This window comes from Rhodovibrio sodomensis (assembly GCF_016583645.1).
Classification (GTDB): Bacteria; Pseudomonadota; Alphaproteobacteria; order Kiloniellales; family Rhodovibrionaceae; genus Rhodovibrio; species Rhodovibrio sodomensis.
The window spans coordinates 19,185-31,957 of sequence record NZ_NRRL01000023.1 but is presented as its reverse complement, the minus strand read 5'-3'; the positions used below and the strand labels follow the sequence as shown (position 1 = coordinate 31,957).

Genomic DNA, 12,773 nt, shown 5'->3' with positions numbered 1-12,773 from the left:
GAAGTGAACTCCAACATGCGCCTTGGCCGATTCGGATCCAGTGTGCGGCAGTCGGGAGGCCCCGCGTGAGACGACCGGCAGGAACGTTGCTGACCCTCGCGACGCCAATACGGGCATGGGCGCAGCGCTTTGCTTTCCTGCTGCTGGTGGGCGCGGCGTTCGCCCTGATGCTGGTCGGCAAGGCGGACACGGTCTTCGTCGAGCGCGCGCGCACGGCGATCACCGACGCGGTCACGCCGGTGCTCGACGTCGTCTCGCGGCCGATCGCCTCGGTCGCCAACCTGCTGCGGGAAGGCCAGGAACTGGCCGCCCTGCGCGCGCAGAACGCCGCGTTGCGGCAGGAAAACGCCCGGCTGCAGCACTGGCAGACGGTAGCCCGGCGCTTGCAGGCGGAAAACGCCGCGCTGAGCCAGCTGCTCAACGTCGCGCCGGAGCCCAGCACCAGTTACACGACCGGGCGCGTGGTGGCCGACACCGGCGGCGCGTTCGTGCGCTCCGTGCTGATCAACGCCGGGGCGGCCCAGGGCGTCGAGAAGGGGCAGGCCGCGCTGGCCGGCGACGGCCTGGCTGGCCGGGTCGCCGAGGTTGGCCAGCGGAGCGCGCGCATCCTGTTGCTGACCGACATCAATTCCCGCATTCCGGTGGTGATCGCCGACAGCCGCTTCCGCGGCATCCTGGCCGGCGACAACACCGCCAATCCGCGCCTGCGCTACCTGCCGGAAGAGGCGCGTCCGCAAACCGGCGATCGGATCGTCACCAGCGGCCACGGCGGCGTGTTCCCGCCGGGCCTGCCGGTCGGCCGGGTCGCCCGGGCCGGCGAATCCGGCGTCCGCGTGGCGCCGTTCGCCGATTGGAACCGGATGGAGTTCCTGCGCGTGGTCGACTACCGGATGCCCGGTATCCTGATGACCGACGGCGCGAAAGCCCCCAAGCCGCCCGGAACGCCGCGTCACAGCCCGGCGGACAGCCTGCCGGAGCTGCCCAGCGGGGCGGGCGAGGGCGGTACGCTCACCGAGCGCGCGGTCCAGGCCAAGGCCCCCGAGGAGTAGCGGCGGCCGACCCGGCCGCCGGGCGGCGCCCGGCGGCACGCCGATGCTAAGGGCGTCCCGCCGAACGCCGGTCGAAAGCCACTGAAGATGGCGCTCCATGGTTACGCAGCACGGTTGGAGTTCCCGCGTGAAGACGAGCTTCTGGCAGCGCATCGATCTTATCGCGCGCCAGGTCACGCCGGTCCTGCTGACCCTGCTGCTGGTGACGCTGACGCTGGTGCCCTACCAGATCCCGGATTTCGCCCCGATCGTGCCCTGGCTGGCGCTGATCAGCGTGTACTACTGGTCGGTCCACCGCCCCGACCTGATGCCGGCCGCCGCGGCGTTCCTGGTCGGGCTGTATCACGACCTGGCGAGCGGCACGGCGCTCGGCGTCGGGGTGCTGATCCTGCTGCTGGTGCACGCGCTGATCGCGGCCCAGCGGCGGTTTTTCATCAGCCGGTCGTTCTTCGTCGTCTGGGCCGGCTTCGCGATCATCGCGCTGGGGGCGAGCGTGCTGCTGTGGCTGCTGAACGCCGTGCTGGCGGGCGCCTTGATCGGCCCCCGGCCGGCGGTGTTTCAGTTCATGACGACGGTGGCGGCCTACCCGCCGCTGGCTTGGCTGTTCGCGCAGGTCCAGCGCGCGATCCTGCGCTAGAGCAGAATCGATGAAGGTCGAGGCGACCTTCATCGTGAATTTTGCTCTAACTGCTTGAAGAGAGAGCAAGAGTCAGCTGAAAGGTGGCTTCACCTTGCAGCATCTTGCTCTAGACTAACGCGCGCGGCGTCGGGTTGAACCGACGCGTTCGAGAGGGCGAGATCACGAGTTCTATGGCGCTGCTGAACGAGGACCATAGCCGCTTCAAGACCTTCTCCCGGCGCGCCGCGCTGCTGGGCGGCGGCAAGGCGCTGCTGTTCGGCGCGCTCGCGGCGCGGCTGTACTATCTGCAGGTCGTCGAGGCGGACAAGTACGCCACCCTGGCCGAGGACAACCGGATCTCCCTGCGGCTGCTGCCGCCGCCGCGCGGGCGGATCCTGGACCGGTTCGGCCAGCCGCTCGCCGCCAACGAGCAGAACTACAAAGTGGTGCTGGTCGCCGAGCAGGCGAAGGATGTCGAGCGCACGCTCGACCGCCTGGCGCAGATCATCGAGCTTGGCGCGGGCGAGCGCGCGCGGATCATGACCGAGGTGCGCAAGAAGCGCGCTTTCGTCCCCGTCACCGTGCGCGAATACCTGGACTGGGCGACCGTCAGCCGGATCGAGGTCAACGCCCCCGACCTGCCCGGCATCTCGATCGATGTCGGCCAGACCCGCGCCTACCCCTTCGGCCCGGAGATGGCGCACGTGCTGGGCTACGTCGCCGCCGTCTCCGAATCCGAGCTGAAGGCCGCCGAGGACCCGCTGCTCGAGCTGCCGGGCTTCAAGATCGGCAAGAACGGGCTGGAGAAAGAGTACGACGAGAAGCTGCGCGGCAGCGCGGGCACCAGCACGATCGAGGTCAACGCGGTCGGTCGGACGATCCGCGAACTCAAGCGCGAGGAGGGCACGCCCGGCAAGGACCTGGTGCTGAGCCTGGACCAGCAGCTGCAGACCTACGTCCAGCAGCGCTTGTCCGGGGAGAAGAGCGCTTCGGTCGTGCTGCTGGACATCGCCACCGGCGGCGTGCTGGCGATGGGCTCGGTGCCGTCGTTCGACCCCAACCTCTTCAATCTGGGAATCTCCGCCAGCCACTGGCGCAAGCTGCGCAACGATCCGCTGCACCCGCTGATCAACAAGGCGACCGCCGGGCTCTACAATCCCGGGTCGACCTACAAGATGATGGTCGCGCTGGCGGCGCTGAAGGCGGGTATCGACCCGGCAGAAACCGTCTATTGCCCCGGCCACTACGATCTCGGCAACGCCCGCTTCCACTGCTGGAAGAACTACGGGCACGGCGAGATGGACATGCACGCCGCGATCAAGGAGTCCTGCGACGTCTACTTTTACGACCTCTCGCGCCGGGTGGGCATCGAGAAGATCGCCGCGATGTCGCGCAGGTTCGCCCTGGGCGACAAGACGGGCATCGATCTGCCGGGCGAGCGCGGCGGCACCATCCCGACCAAGGCCTGGAAGCGTGCCCAGATCGGTGAGCCGTGGCAGGGCGGCGAGACGCTGGTCTCCGCGATCGGGCAGGGGTTCGTTCTAACCTCCCCGCTGCAGCTGGCGGTGATGACCGCCCGGCTGGCGAGTGGCCGGGCGGTCGTGCCGCACTTCCGCCGCGACTTGCAGCCGCGCGCCGACGACGGCCCGCGCGCCCAGGCGGTCGACGCCGCCCAGCAGGTCGCGGAAACCCGCGGCGGCCCCGGCCCCGGCACGCCGGCGCCGGAGCCGATGTTCGCGGCCCTGGATATCCCCGGCGCGGACTTCGCGCTGATCCGCGACGCGATGGACGCCGTGGTCAACGAACCGGGCGGCACCGCCTATTCCAAGCGGATCACCCGGGACGGCTGGCACATGGCCGGCAAGACCGGCACCTCGCAGGTCCGCCGGATTACCATGGCCGAACGCCGACAGGGCGTGATCGACAACGAGGACCTGCCCTGGCGCCGGCGCGACCACGGCCTCTACGTCGCCTACGCGCCGGTGAACGCCCCGCGCTACGCGGTCGCGGTGGTGGTCGAGCACGGCGGCGGCGGCAGCAAGTCCGCCGCGCCGATCGGCCGCGACGTGCTGGCGGAGGCCCAGCGCCTGGACCCGCTGGCCAACGATTCGCCCGAGCAGGTCGCCGACGCGCCGCCGATCCGGCGCGGCTGACCGCGCCGCCACCGCCAGGTCGCATGCCCAACGCGCCAGACCCACCGGGACACGCCAGAGCCACGCCATGAGCCTCGCCGGCTTCAACCGCAATCCCGAGCTCAGCCTCGGCCAGAAGTTCCTCCAGGTGAACTGGGGGCTGATCCTGCTGATCGCGATCCTGGCGGCGATCGGCTGCGTGATGCTGTATTCTGCGGCCGACGGCAGCATGCAGCCGTGGGCCCGGCGCCACGCCATACGCTTCGCCGGCGGCCTGGTCGTGCTGCTGATCGTGGCGATGTTCGACGTGCGCTTCTGGTTCCGCTGGGCCTATCCGATCTATCTGGTCGGCGTGCTGCTGCTGGTCGCGGTCGAGGTCCTTGGCGAGGTCGTCATGGGCGCGCAGCGCTGGATTCAGATCGGGCCGCTGACCCTGCAGCCCTCGGAGGTGATGAAGGTCGCGATCGTGCTGGCGCTGGCGCGCATTTTCCACGGCATATCGGAGGAGGAGATCGTCCGCCCGACCAAGCTGATCGGGCCGCTGGTGCTGGTCGCGCTGCCCACGGTGCTGGTGCTCAAGCAGCCCGACCTGGGCACCTCGCTGATCCTGATCATGGTCTCCGGCGTGCTGTTCTTCGCCGCCGGGGTGCGGTTGTGGAAGTTCGGCGTGGTCGCCGCATTGGGGACCGGCGCGGTGCCGGTCGCCTGGCAGTTCCTGCACGACTACCAGAAGCAGCGCGTGCTCACCTTCCTGAACCCGGAAAGCGACCCTCTGGGGGCGGGCTATCACATCCTGCAATCGAAGATCGCGCTGGGCGCCGGGGGGATATTCGGCAAGGGCCTGCTGGAAGGCTCGCAGTCGCACCTGAACTTCCTGCCGGAAAAGCAGACCGACTTCATCTTCACCATGCTGGCGGAGGAGTTCGGCCTGATCGGCGGGGTGGCGCTGTTGGTGCTCTACGCCATCGTGATCCTGTACGGCTTCGCGATCGCGCTGCGCGCGCGCAATCAGTTCGGCCGGCTGTTGGCGATCGGGCTGACGGCGAACCTGTTCCTCTACGTGTTCATCAACATCGCCATGGTGATGGGCCTGATCCCGGTGGTCGGCGTGCCGCTGCCGCTGGTGTCCTACGGCGGCAGCGCGATGCTGGCGATCATGATCTCGTTCGGCCTGGTGATCTCGGTCTACGTCCACCGCGACGTGCGGATTCCGCGCCGCGGCCTGGGCGAGGAGGACTGACGCGCCGTGTCGCCGGGCCGTTGGGCGATCCATGGCCGGCCCATCTCCGCGCCGGCGGTTCGGCCGGATATTGCCCGGCCGGGCGGCGGCCTGCGGGAAAATCCGTGCGGGCGCCCGAACTCGGGCCTTCACAAAGCCCGCCCGTCTTGCTATCACCCGCGCCGAGCGATGGGCCTGTAGCTCAGTTGGTAGAGCAGTCGACTCTTAATCGACTTGTCCAAGGTTCGAGTCCTTGCAGGCCCACCATTCCCCCAGTCCCCCGAACCTCCGTGGCCCGCGCCACCGTCGGGGTTGCGGCTGCGCCGTCCGTTCCCCGTGCCTACGGCGACCCCATCTCAGCGGCATCCAGATCGTCGGCCGAGACTCGATCACTATGCATTAACAATACCTAGAGCAAAATTCAGCTGAAAGGTGGCTCCACCTTTCAGCATCTTGCTCTAGCCGTCGGGTTAGGCGGTCTGACGTTCTGGAGGGCGCGCGGCGGGCTGCGGCCCGCCGTTTGCGTTTGGCGGGCGGGTTGCGTTCGCGGCGGGCGTACGCGTACCCGTACGCGCCTGCGCCCTACACGACGTACAGAATGCCGCCGCTGATCGCGGCGAGCAGGAAGCCCATGGTCATCGAGGCGTTGAGGCGGCTGACCTCGACCTCGGCGACGTCGGCGATGTCTTCGGGCAACGCCCGGGCGCGGGCCAGAAAGATCCGCTTGAACAGGCCGGCCAGGAACAGCGACGCGCCGACGCCGAAGCTACCCCAGAAGACCACGTCCAGGATGTTCGTGCTCTCTGCGGCCAGCGCCGCGAGCGCGGCGACCAGGCCGTACATCAGGATCGCGAGCACATCCCAGGGCTTCATCATGGCGGCGGCTTTCCCAAAAATCGGGCGCGCGGAACGGCGTGAGCGCATCGGCGGCGGCCGCGCGGCGCCGCCCAACGCCTTGACCTCACCACCTCTTTGACCACGCGGCGGGGGGTGGAATCAACGCCTCTGCCCGAGCGGTGGGCGCGGGGCACGGCTGACGTGCGCGCGGGAGCCCCGCCGCCCGCGGCGGTCGGCTGCGCGGCGTGCGGCGTCGGACGGTTCAGTGGCAGTCCGCTGCGGCCTTGCCGCCGCGGCCGGGACGGCCGAGCCCGGGGCCGGCGGTCGAGGCGCGATCCGCCGACGCGGCCGCATCTGGGTCCAGGGTCCCGCGCACCAGGTCGATCAGTTCGCCTGGCAGGAACGGCTTGGCGATCGTCGCCGTCGCCCCCAGCGTGCGCGACGCTCCCAGCAGGTCGATCCCGGCGTAGCCGCCCGACATCGCGATCACCGGGATGTCCGAGGTGCGTAGCAGGCCGGAGCGCAGCAGCTCGATCCCGTCGCAGTTCGGCATGAACAGATCGGTCAGGATCAGATCCGGCGTCCGCGCCCCCAGCTGGTCGATCGCGGCCGATCCGTCCGCCGCCAGGACGACCCGATAGCCCGCGCGCGTCAGACTGGCCGCCACCATGTCGCGGACCAGGTCGTCGTCGTCGACGACCAGCACGAGGGCGAAACGATGCGGGTGGGCTTGCGTGGCCATGCGGCGGGTGTCCTGCGGGCGGTCAAGTGGGGGCTGGAATGCCGCGGTCGTCGGCTCCGCGGCATTGAGGTCAAATTACGTCTTTCGCTTGTGCGCTGGCTAGCCCGACAGTCGTATAGGTTTGCCCGTGTCCGGGCGACCAAAGGGATAGTGGCCGTCTCGGGAGACCGCCGGCGTCTGTTTTAATCCAAAGGTAACCCAACCAGTGCACCAATGGCGCACCGCGAAACGCGGGCGTCCGAGCGAGACGAGACCGGCGAAGGGGGTGAGAGACGTGCTGTCGATCGGTGGAATGGGCATTGTCCTGGTGGGCGTATTCGGCGGCTATCTGTTGGCCGGTGGCAAGCTGTCGGTGATTTTGAAGGCGCTGCCTTTCGAGTTGATGATGATCGGCGGGGCCGCCATCGGCGCGCTGCTGATCGCGAATTCGATCAAGACGGTGAAGCAGGCGCTCGCGGGGATCATGCGCGTGATCAAGGGGCCGAAGTGGAAGCAGGCGGATTATCAGGACCTGCTGTGCCTGCTGTACGCGCTCGCCAACGTCTACAAGAAGAAGGGCGCGCTCGGTCTGGAACAGCACGTCGAGCAGCCGGCCGACAGCCCGATCTTCCAGACCTATCCGAAGATCCTGAAGGACCACTTCGCGGTCGCGATGATCTGCGACACGCTGCGGATGATGACCCTCAACCTCGAAGATCCCCATCAGATCGACGAGTACATCGACCGGCTTCTGGAAAAGCACCACGCCGAGGACATGACCCCGGCAAACGCCCTGCAGACGATGGCCGACGCCTTGCCCGCGCTGGGCATCGTCGCCGCGGTGCTGGGCGTGATCAAGACCATGGCCTCGATCAACGAGCCGCCGGAGGTGCTGGGCAAGATGATCGGCGGGGCGCTGGTCGGCACCTTCCTGGGCGTGTTCCTGGCCTACGGCTTTGTCGGACCGCTCGCGACGCGGCTTGCCCAGATCGTCGACGAGGACGGCCGCTTTTACCATGTCACCAAGGACGTGCTGGTCGCGATCGCGCAGGGCGCGGGCCCACAGCTCGCCGTCGAGATCGGCCGCGGCAACGTGCCCACGGCGGTGCAGCCCAGCTTCTTTGAGCTGGAGAGCGCGGTCGAACAGGCCCCGGCGGTCAGTTAGAGCATGATGCTGCAAGGTGAAGCCACCTTTCAGCTGAATCTTGCTCTCTCTTCAAGCAGTTAGAGCAAAATCGATGAAGGTCGAGTCGGCCTTCATCGTGAGACTAGCTGGCGGTCGCGGCCTCGATGTAGACGCGCGTGACCTCCGGCTGGGCCTTCTTGATCGCCGCGTCCAGGCGGGCGACCGTCTGCTCGATCCGGCCGGTCGGCAGGCCGTCGGCGAACTCGACGCTGACGGTCGCGAGCACGTCGTCCGGGCCGAGCTGCAGGGTCAGCACCTCGTTCAGCCGCTCGACGTCGGGCTCCTCGCGCACCACGCCGCGGATCCCGGCGGTCACCCGCGGCAAGGCGGCTTCGCCCACCAATAGGCCCTTGGTCTCGTAGGCGAGCAGGAAGGCGGTCGCGCCCAGGATCAGCCCGATCACGATAGAGGCCACGCCGTCCATGACCGGCCAGCCGAACAGGTGCGCCATGCCGACCCCGAGGAACGCGACGACCAGCCCGCTCAGCGCGGCCGTATCCTCGAACAGCACGGTGATCACGGTCGGGTCCTTGCTCTCCCGCACCGCCTGGATGAAGCCGCGCTCGCCCTTGATCTGCTGGAACTCCTTGTAGGCGACCGAGAAGGCCCAGCCCTCGAAGGCCATGGCGAGCAGCAGCACGACGTAGTTCACCGCCGGACTGGTCACCGGGTGCGGGTGCAGCACCTTGGCCACGCCCTCGTAGAGCGACACGCCCGCGCCCACGGCGAAGATCAGGATCGCCACCACGAACGCCCAGAAATACAGCTCCCGGCCGTAGCCGAAGGGATGCTTGGCGTCCGCCGGCTTGTTCGCCCGCGCGGTACCGTGGAGCATCAGCCCCTGGTTGCCGGTATCCACCACCGAGTGGATCCCCTCCGCCAGCATGGCGGAGGAGCCGGTGATCCCCGCCGCGACGAACTTGGTCACCGCGATCAGCGCGTTGCCGGCGAGCGCGGCGTAGATCACCTTTTTCGAATTCGCGTTCGCCATGACAGGCCCCTTCGCATGCCGGTTCGGATTACAAAGCCGGCGCGAGGGTGGCGCTTAACCGGCGGGGGTGCAATGCGGGTGCGGGCGCGCTTTCGTCCGCGCCCTGCACGGCGGCGCAGATCCCGGCGCAGCCATCGGCGCGGCCCCGACGTGCGCCCGGCCTATTCCGGCACGACCGTCAGGGTTGCCGGCGACCTTGACCCGGTATTCCACGGGCGTGTCGTAGGGCAGCCCGGTCGACCAGTCCGCCCCGGCGTAGATCCGCTTCGACGGCAGGTCGACGCAGTCGCCGCCATCCGGCGCGCACGGCTCGCCGCGGAACAGCAGGGCGTTGGTGTTGCCGGTGTTGCGCACCATCAGCTTTCCGTCGACGCGCCGGGTGTTCAGGTTGGGGTCCGCGTTCCGCGGACGGGCCATCACCAGCACGTCGTAGCCCACCAGGACCTTCACGGCCGTCTCCTGGCTTTTTAGCTCCCCGACGACCGGGCGGATCGAGACCCGGTAGATGCGATCTCGTTCGCTCGGACGGTCGAGCAGGGCGAAGCGCACGCGCTTGCGCGCGCCGGGCGGCAGTTTGAGCCGCTCCGGGCTGACCAGCAGGCCGCGCTCGCGCGGATCGGCGATCGTGACGCTGTCCTGAGTCGGCTTGCCAGGGTTTTGGATCACCCGGGGCTCGACCTGGACGTACGCGACCTCGTCGGAGGTGTTGGTGACCAGGATGTCCTGACGGCGCGGTTCGCCCGGCGCGAAATCCACGATCACCCGATCCACCGAGAGCTGGGCGGAGGCGTCTTCGGCGCCGACGAACAGACCGCCGACGGCGACCGCCAGCAGGGCGACGAGAACTTTCATGGCAGGTCTCCAACCATAGGCATTGCCGCACGCGTACGTTCGACACGGCAGTGTATCAAGCGCGCGGTTTGCGCGGAGGACGGCCGCGCCGCTTGGTGCCGTTTAGCGCCCCGCCTCGTCGTGCCACGGCGTCAGCGCGCTTTGCAGGCGGACCAGCAGCAGGTCGACCACCACCGCGAGCGCGACCGACAATACGAAGCCGACGATCACCGGGGTGGCGAAGTCCCGGGTGAAGCCGTCGATGAACAGCCGGCCCAGGCCGCCCTGGCCGATCAGGGCGGTCACGGTGACCAGCCCGATGGTGGTCACCGCCGCGATCCGGATGCCGGCCATGATCATCGGCAGGGCCAGCGGCAGTTCGACCTGGAACAGGCGCTGCGTGCGGGTCAGGCCCATCGCCTTGGCGGCGTCCAGCACGTGCGGGGAGACGCCGCGCAGCCCCTCGACGATGTTCCGCACCAGGATCAGCAGGGTGTAGATCGTCAGCCCGATCAGCGAGGTCGCCTTGGAGAGCCCGGTGTAGGGGATCAGCAGGATGAACAGGGCGAGCGAGGGAACTGTGAACAACACCCCGGTGAAGCCCAGGAGCGGGCCGTAGAGGCGCGGCCAGCGCAGCGCCATCAGCGACAGCGGAAACGCGATCGCGAAGCCGAACACCAGCGCCAGGCCGGCCAGCTGGATGTGTTCGACGAACAGCCAGCCGATGTCGTCCAGGTGCCTGCCGACCCAGGACCAGCGGATCAGCTCCACAGCCCGGCCTCCGCGATCCGCTCCAGGGTGATCACGCCCAGATAATTGCCGGCCGCGTCGACCCGCACGACCGACCGGCTCTCCGCCGACAGCGCGGCGTCGAGGGCGGTGCGCAGCGTATCGCCGGGCCCGACGGTGGCGATGCTAAGGCCGCCTGCGAGTTGGCCGGCGGTGTGGCCGTTGACCAGCCGGCGGCTGTCGCACCAGCCCTGGAACCGCCGGTCTTCACCGACCACCGGCACCCACGGCTGGCCGGCTTCGGCCGCCGCGGCGCCGACGCGCTCGGCGTCGGCGTCGGGATCGACCGGGTTGCCGGGGGTGACGTCCAGGCTGTCCGCGGTCATCAGCGCCAGGCGCTTGAGCGTGCGCTCGCGTCCGACGAAGTCGGCGACGAAGCTGTCGGCCGGGCGGGCCAGGATCTCGACCGGCCGGCCGTACTGCGCCAGCTGGCCGCCTTCCTTCAGGATCGCGATCTTGTCGCCCAGCTTGATCGCCTCGTCGACGTCGTGGGTGACGAACACGATGGTCTTGCGCACCCGCTTCTTGAGGTCGAGGAACTCCTGCTGCAGGCGGGCGCGCACGATCGGGTCGACGGCCGCGAACGGCTCGTCCATCAGCAGCACCGGCGGCTCCCCGGCGAGCGCGCGGGCGACGCCGACGCGCTGCTGCTGGCCGCCCGACAGCTGGTGCGGGAAGCGCTGCGCGACCGTGCGGTCCAGCCCGACCGTCTCCAGCATGTCGTCGACCTTGGGCTGGATCTTGGCGCGCGCCCAGCCGAGCAGCCGGGGCACGGTCGCGATGTTGCCCTCGATCCGGCGGTGCGGGAACAGCCCGGCGTGCTGGATGACGTAACCGATGCCGCGGCGCAGCTGGGTGGGATCGACCTGCGACACGTCCTGGCCGTTCACCAGAACGCGGCCCCCGGTCGCCTCCTCCAGGCGGTTGATCAGCCGCAGCGAGGTCGTCTTGCCGCAGCCCGACGGGCCGACCAGCATCACCGTTTCGCCGTCGGCGATCTCAAGATCGAGGGCGTCCACCGCGGTCGTGCCGTCGGCGAAGCGCTTGGTCACCTTCTCGAAACGGATCATGGCGTCTTGAACCGCCTGGCACTGGTCGGGGTGGGCGTGCGGCGGACTGTGGGCATCCGGGCCACAAACCGGCCTAGCGCAAGACGCTGAAAGGTGACGCCACCTTTCAGCCGAATCTTGCTCTCTCTTAAAGCCGTTAGATCAGGCCCTCGGCCTTCAACCACTGTTCGGCGACCACCTCGGGGTCCATCTTGTCGACCCCGACCTTGGCGTTGAGCTTGGTCAGCGCCTCGGTCGACAGCGCGGCGGATAGTTCGTTCAGGGCCGCCGCGATCTCCGGGGTCAGGGCGTCCGACCGGATCACGGGGATCAGGTTCTGGGCTGGGATGTGGTTCTTGTCGTCCTTCAACACGACCCAGCCGTTCTCGTCGATCGCCCCCTGGGTGGTGAACATCCGCGCGACGTCGATATCGCCGTTCTTCAGCGCGTTCTTGGTCAGCGGTCCGCCGGCGTCGAGCGAGCGGAACTCCGCGAACTCGATGCCGTAGACGTCCTTCAGGCCCGGCAGGCCGGCCTCGCGGGTCTTCATCTCGGGGGGCCCGCCGACGATCAACTTGCCCGCCACGTCGGCCAGATCGGAGACGGTGGTCAGGTTGTATTTCTCCGCCGTCTCCGGGCGCACGACCAGCGCGTCCTTGTCCTGCGCGGGCGACGGCTCGAGCGCGACGATTCCCTCCGGCAGGTGCTTGCGCAGCTGGGCCAGCACCGCCTCCGGCGTGCGCGCCTGGGTCTCGCCGGCCGTGAGATGGGCGAGCAGGGCGCCGGTGTACTCCGGCAGCGCCTCGATCTCGGCGTTGCGCAGGGCCGGGAAGACAATCTCGCGCGAGCCCAGGTTCAGGCGCGTCTCGACGTCGACGATGCCGCGCGCCTCCAGGATGTCCTCGTACATGTTGGCGAGGATCAGCTGCTCGGGGAAGTTGGTGGAGCCGACGATCAGCGTGTCGTCGGCCTTGGCCGTGCCGGCCCCGGCGAGCGTCCCGGCGGCGATGGCGGCCACGCCGGCGATCGCCGGCAGCGTGCGGCCCAGCAGACGCTGGGTCAGCGTAGTCAGGCGGGTCATGGAAGGCCTCCCTGTTGGCGGTAAATCTTGTTTGCTAGCCCGGCCGTCGTTCTAGAGCAAGATGCTGAAAGGTGAAGCCACCATTCAGCTGAATCTTGCTCTCTCTTCAAGCAGTTAGAGCAAAATTCACGATGAAGGTCGATTCGACCTTCATCGATTTTGCGCTAGGTCCGCCGACCGGTGCCGAGTTAACCGGCAACCGACCGCCGGGCCCGCGTGCTGGTCATTGGCTGGCGCGCGCGCAGGCGCAGTCTGCCCCGGTCTGTTGC

The 12,773-nt window shown here is 68.7% G+C and carries 12 protein-coding genes and 1 tRNA gene; 6 read left to right on the top strand and 7 right to left on the bottom strand.

The features are described from left to right. Positions 1–65 precede the first annotated feature (65 nt). From mreC to CKO28_RS10600, 5 genes are all read left to right on the top strand, one after another. A complete protein-coding gene (mreC, locus tag CKO28_RS10620) occupies positions 66–1,049 on the top strand; it encodes a rod shape-determining protein MreC (protein WP_200340755.1) in 984 nt (327 codons plus the stop codon). Positions 1,050–1,176: 127 nt separating this feature from the next. Next, positions 1,177–1,686 carry a rod shape-determining protein MreD gene (gene mreD, locus CKO28_RS10615; RefSeq protein ID WP_200340754.1) on the top strand — a complete coding sequence of 170 codons (510 nt, stop codon included), beginning with the start codon at positions 1,177–1,179 and terminating at the stop codon, positions 1,684–1,686. A gap of 173 nt (positions 1,687–1,859) precedes the next feature. Next, positions 1,860–3,821: a penicillin-binding protein 2 gene (mrdA, locus tag CKO28_RS10610; protein WP_200340753.1), complete on the top strand. Its 1,962-nt coding sequence runs from the start codon at positions 1,860–1,862 to the stop codon at positions 3,819–3,821. Positions 3,822–3,888: 67 nt separating this feature from the next. Beyond that, the gene (rodA, locus tag CKO28_RS10605) at positions 3,889–5,040 is read left to right on the top strand and encodes a rod shape-determining protein RodA (RefSeq protein WP_200340752.1); all 1,152 of its coding nucleotides are present in this window, start codon (positions 3,889–3,891) and stop codon (positions 5,038–5,040) included. A gap of 170 nt (positions 5,041–5,210) precedes the next feature. Further along, positions 5,211–5,286, top strand: a tRNA-Lys gene (locus CKO28_RS10600). 315 nt (positions 5,287–5,601) lie between these two features. On the opposite strand, the gene CKO28_RS10595 is transcribed toward CKO28_RS10600, so the two are convergent. Together CKO28_RS10595 and CKO28_RS10590 are read right to left on the bottom strand one after the other, a co-directional pair. Next, entirely contained in the window at positions 5,602–5,895 is a 294-nt protein-coding gene (locus CKO28_RS10595; protein ID WP_200340751.1) for a hypothetical protein, read from the bottom strand. 223 nt (positions 5,896–6,118) lie between these two features. After that, the gene (locus CKO28_RS10590) at positions 6,119–6,598 is read right to left on the bottom strand and encodes a response regulator (RefSeq protein WP_200340750.1); all 480 of its coding nucleotides are present in this window, start codon (positions 6,596–6,598) and stop codon (positions 6,119–6,121) included. A 274-nt stretch (positions 6,599–6,872) separates the two neighbouring features. On the opposite strand from CKO28_RS10590, the gene motA reads away from it, so the two are divergent. Next, positions 6,873–7,742: a flagellar motor stator protein MotA gene (gene motA / locus CKO28_RS10585; RefSeq protein WP_200340749.1), complete on the top strand. Its 870-nt coding sequence runs from the start codon at positions 6,873–6,875 to the stop codon at positions 7,740–7,742. 103 nt (positions 7,743–7,845) lie between these two features. On the opposite strand, the gene CKO28_RS10580 is transcribed toward motA, so the two are convergent. From CKO28_RS10580 to CKO28_RS10560, 5 genes are all read right to left on the bottom strand, one after another. Further along, the gene (locus CKO28_RS10580; protein ID WP_200340748.1) at positions 7,846–8,754 is read right to left on the bottom strand and encodes a cation diffusion facilitator family transporter; all 909 of its coding nucleotides are present in this window, start codon (positions 8,752–8,754) and stop codon (positions 7,846–7,848) included. A 54-nt stretch (positions 8,755–8,808) separates the two neighbouring features. Next, positions 8,809–9,606, bottom strand: a complete 798-nt coding sequence (locus CKO28_RS10575; RefSeq protein ID WP_200340747.1) for a hypothetical protein — start codon at positions 9,604–9,606, stop codon at positions 8,809–8,811. A gap of 102 nt (positions 9,607–9,708) precedes the next feature. Continuing rightward, the gene (locus CKO28_RS10570) at positions 9,709–10,356 is read right to left on the bottom strand and encodes an ABC transporter permease subunit (RefSeq protein ID WP_200340746.1); all 648 of its coding nucleotides are present in this window, start codon (positions 10,354–10,356) and stop codon (positions 9,709–9,711) included. After that, a complete protein-coding gene (locus CKO28_RS10565; protein WP_200340745.1) occupies positions 10,347–11,444 on the bottom strand; it encodes an ABC transporter ATP-binding protein in 1,098 nt (365 codons plus the stop codon). Before CKO28_RS10565 ends, CKO28_RS10570 begins: the two co-directional genes overlap by 10 nt. A 136-nt stretch (positions 11,445–11,580) precedes the next feature. Continuing rightward, positions 11,581–12,504, bottom strand: a complete 924-nt coding sequence (locus tag CKO28_RS10560) for an ABC transporter substrate-binding protein (RefSeq protein ID WP_200340744.1) — start codon at positions 12,502–12,504, stop codon at positions 11,581–11,583. Between the last annotated feature and the right edge of the window lie 269 nt (positions 12,505–12,773).